28 protein-coding genes are annotated in these 22,608 nt (G+C 37.1%); 25 read left to right on the top strand and 3 right to left on the bottom strand.

What is annotated here, in order from left to right:
* The first annotated feature begins 59 nt into the window (after positions 1-59).
* From spoIIR to MRBLBA3_RS19270, 6 genes are all read left to right on the top strand, one after another.
* Positions 60-923, top strand: coding sequence for a stage II sporulation protein R (gene spoIIR / locus MRBLBA3_RS19295; protein ID WP_212088661.1), 864 nt, complete (start codon positions 60-62; stop codon positions 921-923).
* Between the two features lie 49 nt (positions 924-972).
* On the top strand, positions 973-1,431 hold the full coding sequence (locus MRBLBA3_RS19290) for a hypothetical protein (protein WP_000800343.1): 459 nt from the start codon (positions 973-975) through the stop codon (positions 1,429-1,431).
* 108 nt (positions 1,432-1,539) lie between these two features.
* Entirely contained in the window at positions 1,540-2,580 is a 1,041-nt protein-coding gene (locus tag MRBLBA3_RS19285; RefSeq protein ID WP_000557332.1) for an L-threonylcarbamoyladenylate synthase, read from the top strand.
* A gap of 77 nt (positions 2,581-2,657) precedes the next feature.
* Positions 2,658-3,206: a manganese efflux pump MntP family protein gene (locus MRBLBA3_RS19280; RefSeq protein ID WP_000171553.1), complete on the top strand. Its 549-nt coding sequence runs from the start codon at positions 2,658-2,660 to the stop codon at positions 3,204-3,206.
* A 19-nt stretch (positions 3,207-3,225) separates the two neighbouring features.
* On the top strand, positions 3,226-3,357 hold the full coding sequence (locus tag MRBLBA3_RS19275) for a hypothetical protein (protein WP_276519114.1): 132 nt from the start codon (positions 3,226-3,228) through the stop codon (positions 3,355-3,357).
* Between the two features lie 81 nt (positions 3,358-3,438).
* Entirely contained in the window at positions 3,439-3,717 is a 279-nt protein-coding gene (locus MRBLBA3_RS19270) for a DUF3935 domain-containing protein (RefSeq protein WP_000197480.1), read from the top strand.
* Positions 3,718-3,785: 68 nt separating this feature from the next.
* Here the strand turns inward: MRBLBA3_RS19270 and MRBLBA3_RS19265 are convergent, their stop codons facing one another.
* The gene (locus MRBLBA3_RS19265; RefSeq protein ID WP_363383009.1) at positions 3,786-4,397 is read right to left on the bottom strand and encodes a flavin reductase family protein; all 612 of its coding nucleotides are present in this window, start codon (positions 4,395-4,397) and stop codon (positions 3,786-3,788) included.
* A gap of 180 nt (positions 4,398-4,577) precedes the next feature.
* The gene (locus MRBLBA3_RS19260; RefSeq protein WP_044738154.1) at positions 4,578-4,964 is read right to left on the bottom strand and encodes a DoxX family protein; all 387 of its coding nucleotides are present in this window, start codon (positions 4,962-4,964) and stop codon (positions 4,578-4,580) included.
* A gap of 386 nt (positions 4,965-5,350) precedes the next feature.
* Between MRBLBA3_RS19260 and MRBLBA3_RS19255 the strand changes: the two genes are divergently transcribed.
* From MRBLBA3_RS19255 to MRBLBA3_RS19165, 19 genes are all read left to right on the top strand, one after another.
* Positions 5,351-5,848, top strand: coding sequence for a PTS sugar transporter subunit IIA (locus MRBLBA3_RS19255; RefSeq protein WP_002016294.1), 498 nt, complete (start codon positions 5,351-5,353; stop codon positions 5,846-5,848).
* A gap of 317 nt (positions 5,849-6,165) precedes the next feature.
* Positions 6,166-6,606, top strand: coding sequence for a low molecular weight protein arginine phosphatase (locus MRBLBA3_RS19250; protein ID WP_328024110.1), 441 nt, complete (start codon positions 6,166-6,168; stop codon positions 6,604-6,606).
* 96 nt (positions 6,607-6,702) lie between these two features.
* On the top strand, positions 6,703-7,146 hold the full coding sequence (rpiB, locus tag MRBLBA3_RS19245) for a ribose 5-phosphate isomerase B (protein WP_000869542.1): 444 nt from the start codon (positions 6,703-6,705) through the stop codon (positions 7,144-7,146).
* Between the two features lie 66 nt (positions 7,147-7,212).
* Positions 7,213-7,785, top strand: a complete 573-nt coding sequence (locus MRBLBA3_RS19240) for a TIGR01440 family protein (RefSeq protein ID WP_000136369.1) — start codon at positions 7,213-7,215, stop codon at positions 7,783-7,785.
* A 253-nt stretch (positions 7,786-8,038) separates the two neighbouring features.
* Positions 8,039-9,280: a serine hydroxymethyltransferase gene (glyA, locus tag MRBLBA3_RS19235; RefSeq protein WP_000349797.1), complete on the top strand. Its 1,242-nt coding sequence runs from the start codon at positions 8,039-8,041 to the stop codon at positions 9,278-9,280.
* Between the two features lie 272 nt (positions 9,281-9,552).
* Positions 9,553-10,182, top strand: a complete 630-nt coding sequence (gene upp, locus MRBLBA3_RS19230; protein ID WP_000517536.1) for a uracil phosphoribosyltransferase — start codon at positions 9,553-9,555, stop codon at positions 10,180-10,182.
* 374 nt (positions 10,183-10,556) lie between these two features.
* Complete coding sequence (locus tag MRBLBA3_RS19225; protein ID WP_033712414.1) at positions 10,557-10,670, top strand: DUF4024 domain-containing protein; 114 nt, start codon at positions 10,557-10,559, stop codon at positions 10,668-10,670.
* A gap of 26 nt (positions 10,671-10,696) precedes the next feature.
* A complete protein-coding gene (locus MRBLBA3_RS19220) occupies positions 10,697-10,921 on the top strand; it encodes an AtpZ/AtpI family protein (RefSeq protein WP_001171218.1) in 225 nt (74 codons plus the stop codon).
* Positions 10,921-11,313 (top strand): ATP synthase subunit I, encoded by a 393-nt coding sequence (locus tag MRBLBA3_RS19215; RefSeq protein ID WP_000567600.1) that lies wholly within the window; start codon positions 10,921-10,923, stop codon positions 11,311-11,313. The genes MRBLBA3_RS19220 and MRBLBA3_RS19215 overlap by 1 nt, the downstream gene beginning before the upstream one ends.
* A 7-nt stretch (positions 11,314-11,320) precedes the next feature.
* The gene (gene atpB, locus MRBLBA3_RS19210) at positions 11,321-12,040 is read left to right on the top strand and encodes a F0F1 ATP synthase subunit A (protein WP_000399868.1); all 720 of its coding nucleotides are present in this window, start codon (positions 11,321-11,323) and stop codon (positions 12,038-12,040) included.
* Positions 12,041-12,096: 56 nt separating this feature from the next.
* Complete coding sequence (atpE, locus tag MRBLBA3_RS19205) at positions 12,097-12,315, top strand: F0F1 ATP synthase subunit C (protein ID WP_000052064.1); 219 nt, start codon at positions 12,097-12,099, stop codon at positions 12,313-12,315.
* 129 nt (positions 12,316-12,444) lie between these two features.
* Positions 12,445-12,951, top strand: a complete 507-nt coding sequence (gene atpF / locus MRBLBA3_RS19200; RefSeq protein WP_212088650.1) for a F0F1 ATP synthase subunit B — start codon at positions 12,445-12,447, stop codon at positions 12,949-12,951.
* Complete coding sequence (gene atpH / locus MRBLBA3_RS19195; protein WP_000064684.1) at positions 12,948-13,490, top strand: F0F1 ATP synthase subunit delta; 543 nt, start codon at positions 12,948-12,950, stop codon at positions 13,488-13,490. The genes atpF and atpH overlap by 4 nt, the downstream gene beginning before the upstream one ends.
* 11 nt (positions 13,491-13,501) lie before the next feature.
* Positions 13,502-15,010 (top strand): F0F1 ATP synthase subunit alpha, encoded by a 1,509-nt coding sequence (atpA, locus tag MRBLBA3_RS19190; RefSeq protein WP_071717958.1) that lies wholly within the window; start codon positions 13,502-13,504, stop codon positions 15,008-15,010.
* Positions 15,011-15,214: 204 nt separating this feature from the next.
* On the top strand, positions 15,215-16,075 hold the full coding sequence (atpG, locus tag MRBLBA3_RS19185) for a F0F1 ATP synthase subunit gamma (protein ID WP_000157703.1): 861 nt from the start codon (positions 15,215-15,217) through the stop codon (positions 16,073-16,075).
* 118 nt (positions 16,076-16,193) lie between these two features.
* The gene (gene atpD / locus MRBLBA3_RS19180; protein ID WP_016130966.1) at positions 16,194-17,603 is read left to right on the top strand and encodes a F0F1 ATP synthase subunit beta; all 1,410 of its coding nucleotides are present in this window, start codon (positions 16,194-16,196) and stop codon (positions 17,601-17,603) included.
* A gap of 20 nt (positions 17,604-17,623) precedes the next feature.
* A complete protein-coding gene (atpC, locus tag MRBLBA3_RS19175) occupies positions 17,624-18,025 on the top strand; it encodes a F0F1 ATP synthase subunit epsilon (RefSeq protein WP_000847207.1) in 402 nt (133 codons plus the stop codon).
* A gap of 144 nt (positions 18,026-18,169) precedes the next feature.
* Complete coding sequence (locus MRBLBA3_RS19170; RefSeq protein WP_363383000.1) at positions 18,170-18,955, top strand: DUF975 family protein; 786 nt, start codon at positions 18,170-18,172, stop codon at positions 18,953-18,955.
* 44 nt (positions 18,956-18,999) lie between these two features.
* Entirely contained in the window at positions 19,000-19,653 is a 654-nt protein-coding gene (locus MRBLBA3_RS19165) for a DUF975 family protein (protein WP_090813719.1), read from the top strand.
* Between the two features lie 64 nt (positions 19,654-19,717).
* Here the strand turns inward: MRBLBA3_RS19165 and MRBLBA3_RS19160 are convergent, their stop codons facing one another.
* Entirely contained in the window at positions 19,718-22,447 is a 2,730-nt protein-coding gene (locus tag MRBLBA3_RS19160) for a putative bifunctional diguanylate cyclase/phosphodiesterase (RefSeq protein ID WP_363382996.1), read from the bottom strand.
* Between the last annotated feature and the right edge of the window lie 161 nt (positions 22,448-22,608).

The raw sequence follows: 22,608 nt of genomic DNA, 5'->3' as shown, positions 1-22,608 counted from the left end.
TAATAGTTTAGAAAGAAGTAACTCTGTCCACACTGTTTCTAGAGGGGACGGTGGAGGAAATGAAAAAACAAGTTATTGCTTATCTTCTTCTATTATTAATTGGTGCACAGTTACTTGTGCAGTTTGGATATATGAAAGCTGATGCGAAAGGGCCTTCTGTTATTCCGAAAGAGGCCGTTCGATTACGAATTTTAGCAAATAGTGATTCAGATAAAGATCAGGCGTTAAAGCGTAAAGTACGCGATGAAGTAAAAGCGCAAATTGATGGATGGGTAGCTGATTTAACGTCATTTGAAGAAGCTCGAAAAGTAATTCAAAATCATATTCCTGAAATTGAAAAGACAGTGGCGAATACGCTGAAAAGGGAAGGAAGTAAAGAGACTTTTCAAGTGAAATTCGGTAAAAATGTGAAGTTTCCTACAAAGGTATATGGGAATTTTATTTATCCAGCAGGAGAATATGAAGCGGTACTTATTACAATTGGAAAAGGTGAAGGTGCAAACTGGTGGTGTGTACTATTTCCACCGATGTGTTTCTTAGATTTTTCGAGTGGTACAGCTGTAAGGAAAGAAGAACATGTTGTGAAAGCTGAATCTCCTGAAGAAGAGCAGGTGAAACAATCAGATGAGGAAGTAATGGATGTACCGGAGAAGAAAGAGGATAAGGTGGAAGAAAAGAAAGTAGTAAAGCCGGAAAAAGCTGAAAAAGTAACAGCACCTGAAAAGAAAGTAGTGAAAAATGAAACGCAAGTAGAAGAACAGTCTGTAAAAAAAGTAGAAACAAAACCTGTGGAAAAAGTGGAGAAATCTGTGGAGCAAAAACAAGAAAAGCAAAATGAGTATGTAAAAGTAGAAGAGGAAGAAGAAAAACCAGAGGTTAAATTATTTATCGTCGAAGCTTTTACATCTTTATTCTCTAAATAGTACTATTAGTAAATCCCTCCTCATATATAAAAATGAGGAGGGATTTACTATGAAGAACGTGTATTTTGCTACGAAAGCAGATGTAGAAAGATTGCATTCTTTTTTCGGACAAGCTAATAAAAAAGATGATAAAATAAATGAGTTGTACGCACAATTTATGGTTTTGGAAGAGGCGGGAGAAATACGAGCTGTAATTGGATATGAACAAAGTGAAGAAGATGCACTTATTCGTTCTTGTTTATTCACACCTAATGTGGATAAGCAGACTTTCTTATATTTTTTTGAAATGTTTTTGCAGTATATGAAAGAAAAAAATATTCGACAATTGTACTTACTCACAAATCATCCACAATCTGCGACAATCTTTCAATTTTTTGACTTTGTCATTATAGAGAAAGAGAAAGTTCCAGAGGGAATTCGACAGTTAGAACACTTTTGTAAAAATATAAAAGAGCCAAATGCAATAATACTAAATTGTCAGCTATTCACAAAGTTATCCACGGATTAACAAGGTTTATCCACATTTTGTGGATAAACCTTGTTTGTCTTTTGGATAAATCTCATAGTAAACTAAAAATAGACAAGTATTTCATGGTAGAAAAGGACGTGGAAAAAAATGCATACAAATATGTGGGTTGTGGATAATGTTGTGGAAAGGAAAAAATATTATCCACAATTAAAAGAAGCAGCGAGATTATTAAGAGAAAATGAAGCGGTGGCCTTCCCGACAGAAACGGTATATGGGTTAGGAGCAAACGCAATGGACGATGAAGCGATAGCGAAAATTTTTGCAGCGAAAGGGAGACCGAGTGATAATCCACTGATTGTCCACATAGGAACAAAATCTCAGTTAGATGGTATTGTAAGAGAAATTCCACCGGTTGCAGAAAAGTTAATGGAGCATTTTTGGCCAGGGCCATTAACAATCATTTTACCGAGGAAAGAAGGGATTTCAGAGAGGGTTACGGCGGGACTTAATACAGTCGGAGTAAGGATGCCAGATCATCCAGTAGCGCTCGCTCTTATTGAAGAAGCAAACGTGCCTGTTGCAGCACCGAGTGCGAATCGTTCTGGACGCCCAAGTCCAACATTAGCTTCGCATGTGTATGAAGATTTAAACGGGAAAATTGCTGGTATCGTTGATGGCGGGGCGACAGGAGTAGGTGTTGAATCAACTGTAATTGATTGTACGAGCGAAGTTCCGACGATTTTACGTCCTGGTGGGATTACGAAGGAACAATTGGAAGCAGTAATAGGAAATGTTTCTTTAGATCCAGCTTTAAAGGATGAGAAAGAAAAACCGAAATCGCCTGGAATGAAATATACACATTATGCACCGAAAGCACCACTTAGTATTGTTGAAGGATCCCGTGAGTTTATTCAGCGTATTGTGGATGAGAAAAAGAAAGAAGGATTTAAAGTAGGTGTATTAACGACCGAAGAGTATCAACATGTATATAGTGCTGATGTTGTATTATCTTGTGGTATGCGAAATGATTTAGCTAGCGTTGCGACTAAATTATATGATGTGCTTAGAACGTTTGATGCAAGTGAAGTAGATGTTATCTTTAGTGAATCATTCCCGAATGAAGGAATAGGGAATGCAATTATGAATCGTTTAACAAAAGCAGCGGGACATCATATTATCACTGAATGATAATGTACCTTTAGCAAACAGAATATTTCTCCTCGGATAAGCATATTGTGAAGTAGCACGTCCGAGGGGGGACATGAATGACGCTTGAACAGCTAATACCTTTAATAATTATGGCATTCGCCCTAGGGATGGATGCATTTTCAGTGAGCCTCGGTATGGGGATGGTAACATTAAAGTTAAGACAAATCCTTTATATTGGTATGACGATAGGGATATTTCATATTATTATGCCGTTTATCGGAATGGTACTAGGGCGTTTTTTATCAGAGAGGTATGGGGATGTCGCGAATTTTGCGGGAGCTATTTTATTAATTGGATTAGGGTTCTATATTGTATATTCGTCTATTTTAGAAGGTGAAGAGACTAGAACTGCTCCAATTGGAATCAGTTTATTTGTATTTGCATTTGGTGTCAGTATAGATAGTTTTTCAGTAGGTCTTAGTCTTGGGATTTACGGAGCTGAGACAATTATTACGATATTACTGTTCGGACTAATAAGTATGTTACTGGCGTGGATGGGTTTATTGCTCGGTAGGCATGCCAAAAATATGCTTGGTACATATGGTGAAATAGTAGGTGGTATCATTCTGGTTGGATTTGGATTATATCTCCTTTTTCCTATATAATTTTATATAGGAGGGAATTATGAACAAGTTATTGGAATGGTATGTTAAGTTTTTAACCTTCCTTCCTAGATGGCTAAGAAGGCTAATAATCTGGGGTATTATTTTGCAAATTTCGATGTTAGGTTGGATTAAGTTAATTTGTGAATGGTGAGATCGTTCCTTTCTGTGCATAGTTTTGTTTGTACTATATTGATCGCGCTAAAAAATTACAAATATAGAAAGGATGAGATGGATGACGAGATTGAAGCAAGTTTTTGGTATTATTATTAGTTTTTTTGTTTTTTGGTTTAGTATGCTCGGTGTACAAATGTTTGCTGAGTTTTTAGATATTGAGTCATTGAAATTTGTTGCGGGGAAAACGGAGGCAGCGCGTACTTTTTATTCTCCGTACCCGTTTTTAATTGTTTTCCTTATTACATTGCTTTCTTTATATTTCTTTGTAATAAAGCTTAGTAAATCTAAAAAAGAGAAATTACCTGCATTAGAAGAGAAGAAGGAAGAATTACAGTGAAAAAATCCCCCGCTTTTAGCGGGGGATTTTATGTTTGAGTGCAGGAGCTGAGCGAGCCGCTTGCGCTTTTAAAGTGGCCTTACTAATTCAAATTGTTCTCCTAGTTTTGCGTAGTTGTGTCCTGCTAGACGGCTTACTGGTTTTAGTTCTTCTGCGTGAATTCGGCCGTTTTCGTATAAGTGTTCTGCAACGTGGAAGCGAACGACGCGGCCTATTAGTAGGTCGCAAGCGGGTGCGTTTTCAGTTCCGCCGAGCGGGATAGCACGTTCTAATACACATTCCATTCGAATATTTGCTTCTTTCACCCCTGGTACTGAAATGGCATCACTGGCGATTGGGGTTAGTTTTGCTAGTTCAATTTCACTCTCATTTGGCGGGAGGTTAGCTGCCGTTTCGTTAATTGCTGCTACATATGATTCGTCAGAAATATGTACGACAAATTCACCCTTTTCAATTGCATTTCGGGAAGTGTCCTTTGGTTTTCCTTCTTTTCGTTGTACAGAAACCGAGATAAGTGGTGGATTGGCTGCGACGATATTGAAGTAGCTATATGGTGCGCCGTTTAATACGCCATCTTTCGTTATAGAAGTGACAAAAGCGACGGGACGAGGAATAATACTTCCTGTTAATAATTTATAGTTTTCTTTTTCTGTCTGTTCATTTGGATTAATTGATAACATAATTGCAATCCCCTTTCTTAATATGACGACTTATTGTTTGTTTACAAGATACTAGTGGGAAACTCCTGCTGAAAAAATATTTTTTTGACGTTTTTTGTATTGCTACGTAAAAAAGGCCTACTTCAAATTTTACTGAAGTAAGCCTTTTTTGAATAGGTATCTCAAATCCGAGATAAATGATTAAAGTAAAACGTAAGCGCCAGGGCCAATTAAAGCTACACCAACAGCAACAGCGATTAACATTAAATTGTACTCAAATCCGTTTTGTGTGATCCAGTAACCATTTTTTCCGTGAACAGTGAAGATTGCCATTAACATTGTTCCAACGATAAATAATGAACCAATTGTAATGAAAATACCTGATGCAAATAAGAAACCACCTAATAATTCAGTTGCGCCAGCCATAAATGCCATGAATACACCAGGGCGTAACCCGATTGATTCCATCCAGCCACCTGTTCCTTTTAAGCCATAACCGCCGAACCAACCGAATAATTTTTGAGCACCATGACCCATGAATGTAATACCTATAATAAGGCGAATAATAAGAAGACCGATATCCATCATTAAAAAAACCTCCTAAAAGTTATTAACTTATCTTATGTAAGTAATAATAAAATAGTTACTTACTTTAGTCAAGTGGGTTTCAACAAAAATTTGAAAGAAATTTTACAAATTAACAACAAAAAATAAAATGTAGTAAAGACCTCTAGACAAGTAAGTGAAAAAAGGAGAAAATATAAGTAGAAGTTAACTTCTTATTGTTATTCAGACAATCAGAATTGACTGGAATTTTGTGAGGCGCTACAATAAGAGTCTAGTAGTAATGGCATAATTTATTTCGAAAGCGTTTTTACAGTATAACATTCGAAGTATGAAGTCTTACGTGTATTTCGATCTTGAATAGAGATTGCCCTATAAACTTTTAGGTAAATTATAAGGAGGACTATCCTATGTTTAAAAAATTATTCGGTTTTGGTTCAAAAACAAATGAAGAAACAATCGTAGCTCCATTAACTGGAGCAGTGAAAAATATTGAAGAAGTACCAGATCCAGTATTCGCTGGTCGTATGATGGGTGACGGTGTTGCAATCGATCCTACTGAAGGTGTAGTTGTATCTCCAGTTGATGGTGAAATCGTACAATTATTCCACACGAAACATGCTATTGGAATTAAAGCGAAAAACGGTACAGAAATTTTAATCCACGTCGGATTAGAAACTGTAAAAATGGAAGGTGAAGGTTTCGAAGCTCACGTTTCTGAAGGACAAGCTGTAAAAGCTGGAGATAAATTAATCTCATTCGACTTAGAATTAATTCGTGAAAAAGCAAAAAGCACAATTACTCCAATCGTTATTACAAACACAGATGCAGCTGAGTCTATTAAGACAACTGTAGGTGTAACAGCTACAAAAGGTTCAACAGAAGTAATGAAAGTTACAATGAAATAATTATTGTATGAAAGGAATCTGTTTCGTATGAAATGGATTCCTTATTTTGTTTTGTAGTGTGTTCATCATGTATGGTAAAATACTTTGGGCACTTGGAAATAGGGTTTCACATATATGTGGATAAGGCGCATTTTTCTTAGAAAAAATATAAGAGAAATGCGCCTTTCGTATATTCACATTTCTTTTTTTCTATTCTAATGTACGCTATGATAAAGTGAAACTTTAATCAGTCGAGGGGGCTGTTCATCCCAGCTGATTATTAGCCTTCACCAATCGGGGATAAATGGTAGGAAACAGAAAAAAAGGGGTGGGTTTAGATGAAACGAGTGTTATTTGTTTGCACTGGCAATACATGTCGTAGTCCGATGGCTGAGGCGTTGCTTCGTCATCATGGAGGAGATAAGTTTGAAGTGCAATCTGCTGGTGTTTTCGCCTATCCTGGAAGCGATGCATCGATATATGCGAAGGAAGCTTTAGCTGAAAAAGGAATTTCAATCGATCATGCCGCGCAGCAGGTAAACGAAGCTTTGCTTGATTGGGCTGATATTGTCGTAACGATGACAGAAAATCATAAGCAAATTGTACTTGGTCACTATCCGAGTGTTGAAAAGAAGTTGAATACATTATATGGACTAACTGAAGGTATAGGTAAAGACATTTCAGATCCCTTTGGAGGATCGCTTTCTCTTTATAAAGAAACGTTAGATGAGATGGAAAAACTTGTACAAACTTTACTGAAAAAACATTCAGAGGGTTGATGTTTCGTGTATAATACGATATTGGAGATCACTTCGTCCCATTGAGGTAGCGAGTGTGAAATGAAGATAATTGATTGAAACTTTGGAGGGGTAAAAATGAAAGTAGTAATAGCATCTGATCACGGCGGTATGAATATCCGTAAAGAACTTGTAAGTTTATTAGAAGAATTAAATATTGAATATATTGATTTAGGTTGTGAATGTGAAGCTGGTTCTGTTGATTACCCTGATTTTGCGTTTCCAGCAGCAGAAATGGTCGCAAATGGGGAAGTAGATCGTGGTATTTTAGTTTGCGGGACAGGCATTGGTATGTCAATCGCGGCAAACAAAGTAAACGGTATTCGTTGTGCGTTAGTTCATGATACTTTCAGTGCGAAAGCGACGAGAGAGCATAATGACACTAACATGCTAGCGATGGGCGAGCGTGTAATTGGGGCTGGTCTAGCGCGTGATATCGCAAAAATTTGGTTAACAACTGACTATGAAGGTGGCCGTCACGAAAACCGCGTAGGGAAAATTAAAACGTACGAAACAAAGTAATGGATTCTAACTATAAGTAGTATGAAATATAATTTGGTGAACCAACCTGTGAAAGGAAGAGGCGTAATGACAGAAATCGTAAAGGTAAGAGAACAGCTACAAATTTCGCTTTCTGATTTCCAAGAACAAGCTTCATTACAAAGTGGTCAAATTTTTGTAGTGGGGTGTAGCACGAGCGAAGTGCTGGGTGAAAGAATTGGAACGTCAGGAACGATGGAAGTGGCAGAGGCGATTTTTTCTGAATTAAAGCAATTTCAAGAGCGAACAGGTATTGAATTGGCGTTTCAATGTTGCGAGCATTTAAATCGTGCTTTAGTAGTTGAGAGAGATGTAGCGATGAAATATCAATTTGAAATTGTAACAGTTACGCCTGTTAGATCAGCAGGTGGTGCATTAGCGACGTATGCGTATCACAATTTTAAAGATCCGGTAGTAATTGAGTTTATTAAAGCAGATGCAGGAATGGATATCGGCGATACATTTATCGGTATGCATTTAAAACATGTAGCTGTTCCGGTTCGCACAAGTGTGAAGGAAATAGGAAGTGCGCATGTAACGATGGCGAAAACACGTGGAAAACTAATAGGTGGAGCACGTGCTGTTTATGCGGCAAATGAAGAAGTTATTCCTTGCCGTTAAACGTGAAAAATTATAAAGTCGCATAATAGCTTTATATCGAAAGATAAAAGGTATGTAGTCTGACCTTATAATAGAAGAAAGAAAAGACCGATTTCGGTCTTTTTTTTTCTTTTATGATATAGAAAGTCATGTTAGAATGTAGTTGAAAACATGAAGGTTCGAAAGAATTACAACCTGAATTTTCGTTTTTTCTGAATAAATGAGAAAAAACTATTGGGAATCGATGTAATTCGTTCAGAAAAGGGGGATTTTGGTGGATCATTTAAAACGTCAAGATGAAAAGGTATTTGCTGCAATTGAGGCAGAACTAGGAAGACAGCGTTCAAAGATTGAGTTAATTGCTTCGGAAAACTTCGTAAGTGAAGCGGTAATGGAAGCGCAAGGTTCTGTTTTAACGAATAAGTATGCTGAAGGATATCCTGGAAAACGTTACTATGGTGGTTGTGAGCACGTAGACGTAGTAGAAGATATCGCACGTGATCGCGCGAAAGAAATTTTTGGTGCAGAGCATGTAAATGTTCAACCACATTCTGGTGCACAAGCGAACATGGCAGTATACTTCACAATTTTAGAGCAAGGCGATACAGTACTTGGTATGAATTTATCCCATGGTGGTCACTTAACACACGGAAGCCCTGTTAACTTCAGTGGAGTACAATATAATTTCGTAGAATATGGCGTGGATGCTGAATCTCACCGTATTAATTACGATGATGTATTAGCAAAAGCGAAAGAACATAAACCAAAATTAATCGTTGCAGGTGCAAGTGCATATCCTCGTGTTATCGATTTCAAACGATTCCGTGAGATTGCAGATGAAGTGGGTGCATACTTTATGGTTGATATGGCACATATCGCTGGTTTAGTAGCTGCTGGTTTACATCCAAACCCAGTACCACATGCACATTTCGTTACAACGACAACACATAAAACATTACGTGGTCCACGTGGCGGTATGATTTTATGTGAAGAGCAATTTGCAAAGCAAATTGATAAATCAATCTTCCCTGGTATCCAAGGTGGTCCACTTATGCACGTAATTGCTGCAAAAGCTGTTGCATTTGGTGAGACACTACAAGATGAGTTTAAAACATATGCACAAAATATCATTAATAATGCGAACCGCTTAGCTGAAGGTCTTCAAAAAGAAGGACTTACACTTGTTTCTGGCGGAACAGACAATCATTTAATCTTGATTGATGTTCGTAACTTAGAAATTACAGGTAAAGTAGCAGAGCACGTATTAGATGAAGTTGGTATTACAGTGAACAAAAATACAATTCCATTTGAAACAGCAAGCCCATTTGTAACAAGCGGCGTACGTATCGGTACGGCAGCTGTAACATCTCGTGGTTTCGGCTTAGAAGAAATGGATGAAATTGCATCACTTATTGCTTATACATTAAAAAATCATGAGAATGAATCTGCATTAGAAGAAGCAAGTAAGCGTGTAGAAGCGTTAACGAGCAAATTCCCAATGTATACAAATCTATAATAGATTGAAAAAGACTGCTAAAACGTAATTGTTTTAGTAGTCTTTTTTTTGGACATATATTGTTTTTAAAGTATGTATACAAATGATGAATAAATTTTGGCGATATAATGAAGGATACACCTCCCATAATTGGTAAAGATACTAGATAGATTCATCACAAAATCATGATTTTTCCAAATTTGCCCTTGAATATTAGTAGCGTTTTCTTTACAATCGTAAATAGTGTAAAAAAGCGTGTAAACGCATGAATATCATCTAAAGGAGAGATTCACATGGGAAAACTGTATGTATTTGATCACCCGTTAATTCAACATAAGATTACATATATTCGCGATAAGAATACAGGTACGAAAGATTTTCGTGAATTAGTGGACGAAGTAGCAAGCTTAATGGCTTTCGAAATTACTCGCGATCTTCCACTTAAAGACATTGAAATTGAAACGCCTGTAAGCAAAGCGACAACAAAAGTGATCGCTGGTAAAAAACTTGGTTTAATTCCGATTTTACGTGCAGGTTTAGGAATGGTTGATGGAATTCTGAAATTAATTCCAGCAGCAAAAGTAGGACACGTTGGTTTATACCGTGACCCTGAAACATTGCAACCGGTAGAATACTATGTGAAACTTCCAACGGATGTAGAAGAGCGTGACTTTATCGTACTAGATCCAATGCTAGCAACAGGTGGTTCTGCAGCTGAAGCAATTAATTCTCTGAAAAAGCGCGGTGCAAAGCAAATTAAATTAATGTGTATCGTAGCTGCTCCAGAAGGAGTAAAAGTAGTACAAGAAGAGCATCCTGATGTTGATATTTATGTAGCAGCATTAGATGAGAAGCTAAATGACCATGGTTATGTAGTTCCAGGTCTTGGTGATGCTGGTGACCGTTTATTCGGAACGAAGTAAGACAACAGACGAGAGGGGAGTCCCCTCTCGTCTTTTTTTCGCCCTGAGCGTGCGGGGGAGGGGGAGATAAATATACAGGGTGTATACAACATATGTTGTATACACATCACATATAATATAGAAGTCTTACGTCTTGGGAACACTATATTATGGAAGGAAGGCGCTATATCTTAAAAATATAATAGTGACAAACTTGTGAACATTTTCTTCTATTATAAAGAGAAAACTGTTAGAAATTGCATATCTCTAACCAGTATTTAGAAGGGGAACGTTTTCATTTTTGGGAGGAAATGACTAATACTCAAATTTTTTGATTTTTTACGATTTCTCGTTGACACTGTTAATACCCTATTGTATGCTAACAACGGGGATAGATGGTAGGGCTTTCAGTGACAAAAATACATCTATTCCGTGACGAAAATGTAAACTTTTTATTTTGTATAGAATTTATGCAGAAAAATGAGTTATTATTAACACATCGTGAATGAGGGTTACATATTGGAGGGATGAATCCTTGCAAAAAAACGATCGCAGCCATATAAAAGCATATGCTTTAATGTCAGGAATTCTTGCTCAGTTAGTCGGTTCTATTCTTATTGGAATCTTTGGTGGGCAATGGATTGATAATAAGGTTGGAACGTTTCCATTGTTTCTTATTATAGGGTTATTACTCGGTTTAGGAACAGGGATATACGCAATGATTCGACTCATTCGACATTACTATTCGGGAGAGCAATGATGATAGACGTACATGGACTTGTCCAAAGACAAAAGAAATATATGTACTACTTGCTTGCGCTTCTAGTGCTAGGATGGGGATTTACCTCTTACAAGGATGTATTTCTTGGGCTGATTATCGGAACGATTTTCAGTTTTCTTAGTTTGCGCATCATTGCACGTAGAACAGACAAGCTATTAGATCGTGTAACAAATGGAGAAAACGTGAAGTTTAAGGCGACAGCGGTAAGTACATATTCAAGATTTGCCACGATTGGGTTATTAATTTTATTTGCAGCCAAATATCAAGAGTTAATTGCGATGTGGGGCCTAGGTGTAGGATTGCTGACAGGATACCTTGTCATGATCATAGATTTTCTTTATTTAGAGTATAAGAGCAGGGAAGAGAGGTGAATTACTAGTGGAACACGGTAAATTAGTTGAATTTCTAGGTTTAACGTTCGATTTGTCATCAGTTATGATGGTTACTGTAGCAGCAGTTATTGTTTTCTTAATCGCAGTTATAGGAACTCGCGGCTTAGCTCTTCGCCCAACAGGAATGCAAAATTTCATGGAATGGGTGTTTGACTTCGTGAAAGGGATTATCAATAGTACGATGGACTGGAAAACAGGTGGACGTTTCTTAACGCTTGGCGTTACGCTTATCATGTTTATCATCGTATCGAACTTCCTTGGTTTACCATTCATGTATTCAACAGTTGAGGCTGGCGAACATATTGCATGGTGGAGATCACCAACGTCTGATCCAGCAGTTACATTAACATTAGCCGTGATGGTAGTTACCCTCACCCATTATTATGGAATTAAGATGAAGGGTACGAAAGAATACGTTAAAGGTTATTTCCAACCAATGAAATTCTTATTCCCATTAAAGGTTATTGAGGAGTTTGCTAACACATTAACGTTAGGTCTTCGTTTATTCGGTAACATTTATGCAGGTGAGATCTTATTAGGATTACTTGCTAAGTTAGGCGGGGCATCATTCCTTGGAGCATTAGGTGCGCTTGTACCAATGTTAGCATGGATGGGATTCAGCGTATTCGTTGGATCAATCCAGTCATTTATTTTTGTTATGTTAACGATGGTTTATATGGCTCATAAAGTAAGTCATGACCATTAATATAATTTAAGTAAGAAAAAATTTATTTTTTTATAATACAAAGGAGGACAAATTAAATGAGTTTAGGTGTAATCGCAGCTGCAATTGCAATTGGTTTATCAGCATTAGGTGCAGGTATTGGTAACGGTCTTATCGTATCACGTACAATCGAAGGTGTTGCTCGTCAACCAGAATTAAAAGGCGCACTTCAAACAATTATGTTCATCGGGGTTGCTTTAGTTGAGGCACTTCCAATCATCGGTGTAGTTATTGCTTTCATCGTAATGAACAAATAAGGGAGACTCCCCTTACATAGATGGCGAAGAGTGTTTTTCCGAACTTTCTTCGCCATTGCTTTATGAATGAAACGTATGTCTTTTTTTTTCATATGATCAATTTAGATATTTTGAAGGGAGTGAATCCTTGTGCCAACTTTATTATTAGGGGCTGCCATTCCATTTGGAACGATTGCTTATACATTGTTCATTTTCTTACTTCTATTAGTAATGCTACGCAAATTTGCGTGGGGTCCTTTAATGGGAATTATGAAAGAACGTGAAGAGCATGTTACTAATGAAATCGACGCTGCAGAAAGAAGTAACACTGAAGCGAAGAAATTAGTAGAAGAACAACGTGAAATGTTAAAACAATCGCGTGTTGAAGCACAAGAGTTAATCGAAAGAGCGAAAAAACAAGCTGTAGATCAAAAAGATGTTATTGTTGCTGCTGCGAAAGAAGAAGCAGAATCAATTAAAGCATCTGCTGTACAAGAAATTCAACGCGAAAAAGAGCAAGCGATTGCTGCTTTACAAGAACAAGTCGCTTCTTTATCTGTTCAAATTGCTTCTAAAGTAATTGAAAAAGAATTAAAAGAAGAAGATCAAGTGAAGTTAATTCGCGATTATATTAAAGAAGTAGGAGAAGCGCGATGAGCAATGGGATTGTAGCAAAACGTTATGCTGTCGCTCTTTTTAAAATTGCAAAAGAAAAACACGTATTAGAAATGTTTGAAGAGGAATTACGCCTTGTACAAAACGTTTATGTAAAGAACGGAGAACTACATAGCTTTTTAACGCAACCGAACATTTCAAAAGAGCAGAAGAAAACGTTTCTTGCAAACGTATTCGGATCTGTTTCTGAGTCTATTTTAAATACGTTATATATTTTAATTGATAACAAACGCATTGATATCTTACCTGAAATTGCAGATGAATATGTTGTTCTTGCTAATGAAGAACGTAACGTAGCGGACGCAACTGTATATTCTACTCGTCTTCTATCAGAAGAAGAGAAGCTTAACGTTGCAGAAGCATTTGCAAAGAGAACAGGAAAAGATGCAATTCGCGTGAAAAATGTTGTAGATGAAGATTTACTAGGCGGAATTAAAGTACGTATTGGAAATCGCATTTATGACGGAAGTTTACAAGGAAAATTAGCACGTATTCAACGTGAATTAATGAAGAATAGATAGGGGTGAAGCACATGAGCATCAGAGCTGAAGAAATTAGCGCACTGATAAAGCAACAAATCGAGAACTATCAGTCTGAAATCGAAGTTAGTGATGTTGGTACAGTTATCCAAGTCGGTGACGGTATCGCGCGTGCTCATGGTCTTGATAACGTTATGGCTGGTGAACTTGTAGAGTTCTCTAACGGCGTTATGGGGCTAGCACAAAACTTAGAAGAAAACAACGTAGGTATCATTATCTTAGGACCTTACACAGAAATCCGTGAAGGTGACGAAGTTCGTCGTACTGGTCGCATCATGCAAGTACCAGTAGGAAAAGAACTAATCGGTCGTGTTGTAAACCCATTAGGTCAACCAGTTGATGGTTTAGGCCCAATCAATACAACAAACACTCGTCCAATCGAAAGTCCAGCACCAGGTGTAATGGATCGTAAATCTGTTCATGAGCCACTTCAAACAGGTATTAAAGCGATCGATGCTCTTGTACCAATTGGCCGTGGTCAACGTGAGTTAATCATTGGTGACCGCCAAACAGGTAAAACAGCAGTTGCACTTGATACAATCATTAACCAAAAAGATGAAGATATGATTTGTATCTATGTAGCTATCGGACAAAAAGAATCAACTGTACGTAACGTAGTAGAAACACTACGTAAGCACGGTGCATTAGATTACACAATTGTTGTAACTGCATCAGCTTCTCAACCAGCTCCATTATTATACTTAGCTGCTTATGCTGGTGTAACAATGGGTGAAGAGTTCATGTACAATGGTAAACACGTATTAGTAGTATATGATGACTTATCAAAACAAGCAGCGGCTTACCGTGAGCTTTCATTACTATTACGTCGTCCTCCAGGTCGTGAAGCATATCCAGGGGATGTATTCTACCTACATTCTCGCTTATTAGAGCGTGCAGCAAAATTAAGTGATGCAAGAGGCGGCGGTTCTTTAACTGCACTACCTTTCATCGAAACACAAGCAGGGGACGTATCAGCTTACATCCCAACAAACGTAATCTCGATTACGGATGGACAAATCTTCTTACAATCTGACCTATTCTTCTCTGGCGTACGTCCAGCGATCGATGCGGGTACTTCTGTATCTCGTGTAGGTGGATCTGCTCAGATTAAAGCGATGAGTAAAGTATCAGGTACACTTCGTCTTGACCTTGCATCTTACCGTGAGTTAGAAGCGTTCGCTCAGTTCGGTTCTGACCTTGATAAAGCAACACAAGCGAAATTAAACCGTGGTGCTCGTACAGTTGAGGTATTAAAACAAGGATTACACAAACCGTTACGTGTAGAGAAACAAGTTATCATTCTTTACGCTTTAACACGTGGATTCCTAGACGATATCCCAGTAGCAGATATCACTCGTTTCGAAGAAGAATTCCATGCTTGGTTAGATTCAAATGCAGCTGACTTATTAAGCGAAATTCGCACAACTAAGAAACTTGCGGATGACGACAAATTTGCAGCAGCAATCAATGGATTTAAAAAAGTATTCGTAGCTTCTGAATAATAATAAAAAGTGAAGTCGACTGTGGCTTAGCTAGATCATATAAAGGCATCTCAGCTTTTGAGATTGCTGACGGTTATGTAAAGGAAAAGAGTAGGTGCACCTATTCTTTTCCTTCAATCATGAGCAAGAATATCTTGCAACCTAGATTAGGAAGAGGATTCTTACTAATCGTGCCAACTTCCGGAAAAAAGGTGGTGAAAACCTGTGGCATCTTTACGCGATATAAAAGCGAAGATTACCTCGACAAAGAAAACGAGTCAAATTACGAAAGCGATGGAGATGGTATCTGCATCTAAGTTAAACCGTGCAGAGCAAAATGCTAAATCTTTCGTTCCGTATATGGAAAAGATTCAAGAAGTAGTAGCGAGCATTGCGCAAGGAAGTAAAGGAATTAATCATCCAATGCTAAATGCGCGTCCTGTAAAGCGTACAGGATACATCGTTATTACATCTGATCGCGGACTAGCAGGTGGTTATAACAGTAACGTATTACGTACAGTAAGTAACGTAATTCGTGAACGTCATAATATGGATTCAAACCAATATTCAATTATTGTACTTGGACGACTAGGACGTGATTATTTAAAACGTCGCGGCTTTAACATCATTGATGAAGTAGTTGGATTATCTGACCACCCATCATTTACTGATATTAAAGATCTTGCTTCTCGAGCAATTGCGATGTTCGCAGATGGTGCTTATGATGAGCTGTATATTTACTACAACCATTACGTAAGTAAAATTTCACAAGAAGTAACGGAAAATAAAATTTTACCGCTTACTGATGTGGCGTCTGACAAACCGACGACAGCTTATGAATTCGAACCTTCTGAAGAAGAAATTTTAAAAGTATTATTGCCACAATACGCAGAAAGCTTAGTGTACGGTGCATTACTAGACGGTAAAGCAAGTGAGCACGCAGCGCGTATGACAGCAATGAAGAGTGCTACAGACAACGCAATGGAAGTTATCGATTCACTTACACTTTCATTCAACCGTGCGCGTCAGGCAGCGATTACGCAAGAAATTACGGAAATCGTTGGTGGAGCAGCAGCGTTAGAATAGTAATAAAAAGCGTAGGCGGCTCTTTTAGGAGAGTCGCGTAAGCTATAAACTAATAAAAATTAAAAGCCGACTTCTCTTAGAAAGCTGGCTAATTAAAAGAAAGCTAGGAGGGAACCCGATGAATAAAGGGCGCGTTACGCAAATCATGGGTCCGGTTGTAGACGTTAAGTTTGATGGCGGAAAGCTACCAGAAATCTACAACGCCCTTACGGTAAAACAAAGCAACGAAAACGGAGCAGGCATTAACTTAACATTTGAAGTTGCACTTCATTTAGGTGATGACACAGTTCGTACAGTTGCAATGTCTTCCACAGATGGACTTGTTCGTGGCACAGAAGTAGAAGATACTGGTAAAGCAATCTCTGTACCAGTTGGTGATGCAACACTTGGTCGTGTATTCAACGTATTAGGTGATGCAATTGACTTAGATGGTGATGTTCCTGCGGATGTACGTCGTGATCCAATTCACCGTCAAGCACCTGCATTCGAAGAACTATCTACTAAAGTAGAAATTCTTGAAACTGGTATTAAAGTAGTAGACTTACTTGCTCCTTACATTAAGGGTGGTAAGATCGGTCTATTCGGTGGTGCCGGTGTAGGTAAAACAGTATTAATTCAGGAATTAATTAACAACATCGCACAAGAACACGGTGGTATCTCTGTATTCGCTGGTGTAGGTGAGCGTACTCGTGAGGGTAACGACTTATACCATGAAATGAGCGATTCTGGCGTAATTAAGAAAACTGCGATGGTATTCGGACAAATGAATGAGCCACCTGGAGCACGTCAACGTGTTGCATTAACAGGTTTAACAATGGCTGAACATTTCCGTGATGAACAAGGACAAGACGTACTATTGTTCATCGATAACATCTTCCGTTTCACGCAAGCAGGTTCTGAAGTATCTGCCCTTCTTGGTCGTATGCCATCTGCGGTAGGTTACCAGCCAACACTTGCAACAGAAATGGGTCAATTACAAGAGCGTATTACATCTACAAATAAAGGATCTATCACGTCTATCCAAGCGGTATATGTACCAGCCGATGACTATACGGATCCAGCACCAGCTACAACGTTCGCTCACTTAGATGCAACAACAAACTTAGAGCGTCGTTTAACACAAATGGGTATTTACCCAGCCGTAGATCCATTAGCATCTACATCTCGTGCACTTTCTCCAGAAATCGTAGGAGAAGAGCATTATGAAGTAGCTCGTCAAGTACAGCAAACTTTACAGCGTTATAAAGAGCTTCAAGATATCATCGCTATCTTAGGTATGGATGAGTTATCTGAAGAAGATAAGTTAGTTGTACATCGTGCTCGTCGTATTCAATTCTTCTTATCTCAAAACTTCCACGTAGCTGAGCAGTTTACAGGTCAAAAAGGTTCTTACGTACCTGTAAAAAATACAGTTAGTGGTTTCAAAGAAATTCTAGAAGGAAAATATGATGACCTTCCAGAAGATGCATTCCGTCTTGTAGGTGGCATTGAAGAAGTTATTGAAAATGCGAAGAAAATGATGGCGTAAGGCCTTAGGAGGGACGAAGTATGAAGACATTTCCAGTCAGTATTGTAACTCCTGATGGACCGGTTTACGAAAAAGAAGTAGAAATGGTAAGTGTAAAAGCAGAGAGTGGGGAAATGGGGATCTTACCAGGTCACATTCCAACTGTTGCACCATTAAAAATTAGTGCAGTTCGTCTGAAACATGGTGGACACACTGATTATGTAGCAGTAAGCGGTGGCTTTATCGAAGTTCGTCCAGATAAAGTAACTGTATTATCATCATCTGCTGAAGAAGCAAACCATATCGATATCCATCGTGCAAATGAGTCGAAGCGTCGCGCTGAGCAACGTATGCAAGATAAACAAGCTCATGTTGACTTTAGACGTGCAGAAATGGCACTACAACGTGCTGTGAACCGTTTAAACGTTTCTGATATGAAGTAAAAAAAACCGTAAAGGCTTCGCCTTTACGGTTTTTTTTTATAAATGATGGTTCATGAATAATTTTACAAAAATGGTATAATTATATTGGTGTTTGTATAAGTAGAGAATGTACAACAATTTATATTTCATAAAGGAGATGAATCAATGATCGGTGAAATGAAACGAGAAGCATTGTACTCTTTAAAGGGAAATTGGGGACTAGGTGTTGGATCAACGATTTTATATTTTATTTTAAGTTATGTTGTTGCAATGGCTGCAATGCTTATACTTTTAATTCCAGGAATTATTATATTTTTCTTATTTGCTGGTTTAACAGGCTCACTTGAAGAGGAAACAATATCAATCGGGGCAGGTATTACATTTGGGATTTTTTATTGTATAATGATCATTTTGAGTAATGCATCTTACGGTATTACATCGTACGGTTATACGAATGTGTTGCTGCAAATTAGTAAACGAGACGGTGCAAAAGTAGATCACTTATTCGAAGGATTTCGTGGTTTTAAAAGAATGATGAAAACAATGTGGGCAATGCTTGCGATTTTGTTATATACAGGTACATGGATTCCGATGTTGTTACTAGGTTTATTTGCGTTTTTTGGTGAAGAAGGGAATACGTCGTTTGCAATTGCTTTCTTCGTATTATTAGCTATTTCAATTGTCGGCATGATTGTGATGTATTTTTCTTATGCGATGACGTATTATGTGATGATTGGAAATCCAGATTATAGCGTTTCACAGGCGATGAAAGAAAGTAAGAACCTTATGAAGGGGCATAAACTAGATTTATTTCTTTTATGGCTTAGCTTCATAGGATGGGCTATCTTAGCGATTTTTACTCTTGGAATAGGATTTCTTTGGCTTAGTCCATATGTAGGTACAACGACAGCGCATTTTTATCGCTATATTACAAAAGATGAATTGCAGTAGGAATATGCTATACTAATAGAATTGTTACGTATAGGAGGCTAGGTATGATTAGTGATTTAAAAGGAGAAGCGCTGGACTCACTAGAAGGAAAATGGGGATTAGCTGTCGGGGCAACACTACTTATTTCGATTCTTATTTCAGCTTTTAGTTTTAGTATTGATTTCGTTTTCTCTCAGGTTTGGGATTGGAAAGAAGTAAATAGCTCACTTACAGTAGACGTTATTACAATATTGGTGGTAGGTCCATTAACGATAGGTGGTTATTATTTAGCGCTACATTTAATTCGTGAAAAAGAAGCGCGTATTGGGCATATATTCAGATGGTTTACAGAAGGAAGTAAGTTTATAAAGTCATTTTTATTATATATAGTAGTAAACATTTATATTTTCTTATGGTGCTTACTATTTATTATTCCAGGTATTATTAAATCATTTTCTTATGCGATGACGTACTTTATAATAAATGATCATCCGGAGTATTCCATAAATCAAGCTATTACAGAAAGCCGTCGTATGATGGATGGACATAAAATGGAGTATTTCATTTTATGTTTAAGTTTTATTGGTTGGTTTATATTGAGTTGTATTACATTAGGGATTGGATTTTTATGGTTAATTCCATATTTTTATACTACGTCAGCAGCTTTTTACGAAGAGATTGCAGAAGAATATTACGAGAAAAAAATTCCGACACTATAAAGTGAAACTTTAATCAGTGGGGGCCATTCCCCGCAAATAGCGGGATAAAAACACCCAGTGTGAACTATTGGTTCATACTGGGTGTTTTTTGTAGAAATCTTATAAATTCTTTACTTGTTAGAGGTTTACTGAAATAGTAACCTTGCATGTATTTACAGTTATTTTTTTTCAAAAATTTAAGCTGTTTTTCTGTTTCAATTCCTTCAGCAACGACGGAGAGATTTAAAGTATTTGCAAGAGAAAGGATAGTGGAAACGATGGCTCTTTCTTCAGGTCGATGATCGGCTAATTGTGTAAATTCTTTTGGTACTTTTAATGTATCGATAGGGAAAATTGATAAATAAGCAAGAGAAGAATAACCGGTACCGAAGTCATCAATGGACGTTTGGATACCATATTCTTTTAATTGCTTTAGTCTAGATAATGTTTCTTTTTCATCAATCATCGCAATTCGTTCTGTTAGTTCAAGTGTTACATCTTTCGGGTCAATCTCAACGTCCTTTAGTATTCTTGAAATATTTTCGATTAATTGATTTTGTTGAAATTCTCTCGCTGATAAATTGACACTCATTTTTAAGTTTGTGTATCCAAAACTTTGCCATATTTTTAGTTGACGACAAGATTCTCTTAACACCCAATGTCCCAGAGGAACGACTTGTGGTGTTTCTTCTACAATTGGAATGAACTCGCATGGTGAAATGTCACCTAATAGTGGATGCTTCCAACGTATTAATGCTTCAGCACCGATAATTTTATTTGTTGTCGTATCAATTTGTGGTTGATAGACGAGATAAAATTCGTCGTTTATTAAAGCGAGTGGCAAATCTTTTTCGATTCGAGCTTTTCGTTCCATTTTCTTATATAGTTCTTTCGTGTAAAGAGAGCTACGATTTTTCCCTTTATTTTTTGCTTCGTACATGGCCATATCGGCATGTTGCAAAATAGACAGTGGGTCTTCACCTGCTTCAGGGTATATGGCAATCCCGATACTCGGTGAGATGTGTAAATGTTGATTTTCGATTTCGAATGGTTCGTTCATAGCTACTACAATCATATCAGCTATCCTTTTTACATCTGTTCTTTTTTTATAATTTTCGATAAGGATTGTGAACTCATCCCCAGCTAGTCGAGCAAGTTTCATATTCTGTGTCGATATTCGTTCGAGCCTTTTTGCTACTGCAATTAATAGGAGATCCCCTACTCGGTGACCGAGGGTATCATTAATAACTTTAAAGCGATCTAGGTCAATAAACATAACAGCAAAAGGTCTTTTCGATACTTTTGCTCGTGCAATCGCTTTTTCTAAATGTTGATGAAATGAACGGCGATTTGCAAGCTCGGTTAAAGTATCATGATATGCTAGGAAGTTAATTTGTTCTTGTTGTTGTTTACTTTCCGTAATATCTTTAATCATTAAATAGACCCCAGAAATATGCTCCTTTAAAAAGATGGGAACAGCCGTAACATGCAAATAGTAAATATCTCTATTTTTATGATATGCCCGTATTTCTAAAGAAATAGAGTTCCCTTTTTTTACGTGATGAAAGGCATTAATGATTTCTTCCAAATCTTCTTCATACATAAGTGAATAGTATGGTTGGTTTAATAATTCATTCGTTTGATAACCGAGTAAAGTAGTTCCGGCGTTGTTCACATTTAGAAAATTACCATACAAATCTAATGTGAAAATTGGATCTGGATGATGCTCGTATAAAGATTTAAACATTTGTTGGTTATGATATAACTCATTTTTTTGTTCTACTAAATCTTCTGTACGTAGTTCAATTTGTTTCTCGAGTTCCAAGTTGAATTGCATTTGTGCTAGCAATAATATTTTATTTTGTCTTCGGACTAACATATGGCGTATGAGAACGAAGGCGAAAGTTACCATCAGTCCAATTACTACGATAGGTGCAAAAACATTTTCGACCAATATAAAAACAATAAGCATCACTACAGAAATATACGATAATGATAATCGGATTGATTCACCCAATCGAGGTGTTAGTAATACTTGTTCTTGTTTTTCAGGTTCTTTTGTGTGAAGTATACAAGCGATTGCTACCAATACTAAAGTTACTTGATAGAATGGAGCAACTGTGAACATAGAGTACTCAGGCTGGAAGTATTTTATATAAGAATAAATAGCATCCGTAGTAGCATACAAAATTAAAGCACTGCCAAGAAGAGCACCAACTTGTTTTGGTAGTAAGAATAATGGTCTAAATAAAAGATTGATTCCTATTAAAAGAAAGAGTAAATCAGTCATTGGATACGTGAGTTGAACAAACATGTCGATATATGATGTTGTGAAAATATGAATGGTTCTTTCGATAAGCAAATAGTAGCTTAAAGTAAATTGAGCTGTAACAATAATACAAATATCACATATCGTAGAAAGCTGTTCCAATAAGTTTCGGCCATAAATAATTTCATATAGAAAGGCAAATGCAAAGCTAATTAAAAATAATAAGTAAAAAAAGTCGGATGGATCAACGAATGTATAGTAGTCATGCAGAATTAAGCGTTGATAAGCAACTACTATATCACCGATAAAATAAGAGAAGAATCCGATAGTTAATGGTATCCAAAACAAACGAGATAACCCTTGTTTTACATTTGAAAAATAAAATATATAACTGCAAATTGTAATATCAATTAATATGGTACTGATTCCAGTTAATATTTGAAATGGGAGTGCGTACTCATATAAAAAGGACATTGATACGTAATGAATAGCTATATACAACAATGAAATGCTTATAAGAATACTTATGTGTGCTTGTTTTGTCATTTATATCACCCGCTGTATATACATAAGAACCACCTTTTTGTAGTTTATGTTTTTTTAGGATTTCTTGAAAAATATATAGAATTTCTATATTTATTTTACACATTTATAATGAGTTGTAAAAATAGATTTGTTTAGCAAGTATTAATTGTTGTTTCTGTTCC

The organism is Bacillus sp. LBA3-1-1.1, assembly GCF_040676495.1.
In the GTDB taxonomy this organism is placed as follows: domain Bacteria; phylum Bacillota; class Bacilli; order Bacillales; family Bacillaceae_G; genus Bacillus_A; species Bacillus_A nitratireducens.
This window is presented reverse-complemented; position numbering and strand designations above follow the sequence as displayed.

Excerpts from the sequence above, each read along its gene's own strand:
- spoIIR (WP_212088661.1), top strand. The coding sequence starts at position 60 with ATGAAAAAACAAGTTATTGCTTATCTTCTTCTATTATTAATTGGTGCA.
- MRBLBA3_RS19290 (WP_000800343.1), top strand. The coding sequence starts at position 973 with ATGAAGAACGTGTATTTTGCTACGAAAGCAGATGTAGAAAGATTGCAT.
- MRBLBA3_RS19285 (WP_000557332.1), top strand. The coding sequence starts at position 1,540 with ATGCATACAAATATGTGGGTTGTGGATAATGTTGTGGAAAGGAAAAAA.
- MRBLBA3_RS19280 (WP_000171553.1), top strand. The coding sequence starts at position 2,658 with ATGACGCTTGAACAGCTAATACCTTTAATAATTATGGCATTCGCCCTA.
- MRBLBA3_RS19275 (WP_276519114.1), top strand. The coding sequence starts at position 3,226 with ATGAACAAGTTATTGGAATGGTATGTTAAGTTTTTAACCTTCCTTCCT.
- MRBLBA3_RS19270 (WP_000197480.1), top strand. The coding sequence starts at position 3,439 with ATGACGAGATTGAAGCAAGTTTTTGGTATTATTATTAGTTTTTTTGTT.
- MRBLBA3_RS19265 (WP_363383009.1), bottom strand. The coding sequence starts at position 4,397 with ATGTTATCAATTAATCCAAATGAACAGACAGAAAAAGAAAACTATAAA.
- MRBLBA3_RS19260 (WP_044738154.1), bottom strand. The coding sequence starts at position 4,964 with ATGATGGATATCGGTCTTCTTATTATTCGCCTTATTATAGGTATTACA.
- MRBLBA3_RS19255 (WP_002016294.1), top strand. The coding sequence starts at position 5,351 with ATGTTTAAAAAATTATTCGGTTTTGGTTCAAAAACAAATGAAGAAACA.
- MRBLBA3_RS19250 (WP_328024110.1), top strand. The coding sequence starts at position 6,166 with ATGAAACGAGTGTTATTTGTTTGCACTGGCAATACATGTCGTAGTCCG.
- rpiB (WP_000869542.1), top strand. The coding sequence starts at position 6,703 with ATGAAAGTAGTAATAGCATCTGATCACGGCGGTATGAATATCCGTAAA.
- MRBLBA3_RS19240 (WP_000136369.1), top strand. The coding sequence starts at position 7,213 with ATGACAGAAATCGTAAAGGTAAGAGAACAGCTACAAATTTCGCTTTCT.
- upp (WP_000517536.1), top strand. The coding sequence starts at position 9,553 with ATGGGAAAACTGTATGTATTTGATCACCCGTTAATTCAACATAAGATT.
- MRBLBA3_RS19225 (WP_033712414.1), top strand. The coding sequence starts at position 10,557 with ATGGTAGGGCTTTCAGTGACAAAAATACATCTATTCCGTGACGAAAAT.
- MRBLBA3_RS19215 (WP_000567600.1), top strand. The coding sequence starts at position 10,921 with ATGATAGACGTACATGGACTTGTCCAAAGACAAAAGAAATATATGTAC.
- atpE (WP_000052064.1), top strand. The coding sequence starts at position 12,097 with ATGAGTTTAGGTGTAATCGCAGCTGCAATTGCAATTGGTTTATCAGCA.
- atpH (WP_000064684.1), top strand. The coding sequence starts at position 12,948 with ATGAGCAATGGGATTGTAGCAAAACGTTATGCTGTCGCTCTTTTTAAA.
- atpA (WP_071717958.1), top strand. The coding sequence starts at position 13,502 with ATGAGCATCAGAGCTGAAGAAATTAGCGCACTGATAAAGCAACAAATC.
- atpD (WP_016130966.1), top strand. The coding sequence starts at position 16,194 with ATGAATAAAGGGCGCGTTACGCAAATCATGGGTCCGGTTGTAGACGTT.
- atpC (WP_000847207.1), top strand. The coding sequence starts at position 17,624 with ATGAAGACATTTCCAGTCAGTATTGTAACTCCTGATGGACCGGTTTAC.
- MRBLBA3_RS19170 (WP_363383000.1), top strand. The coding sequence starts at position 18,170 with ATGATCGGTGAAATGAAACGAGAAGCATTGTACTCTTTAAAGGGAAAT.
- MRBLBA3_RS19165 (WP_090813719.1), top strand. The coding sequence starts at position 19,000 with ATGATTAGTGATTTAAAAGGAGAAGCGCTGGACTCACTAGAAGGAAAA.
- MRBLBA3_RS19160 (WP_363382996.1), bottom strand. The coding sequence starts at position 22,447 with ATGACAAAACAAGCACACATAAGTATTCTTATAAGCATTTCATTGTTG.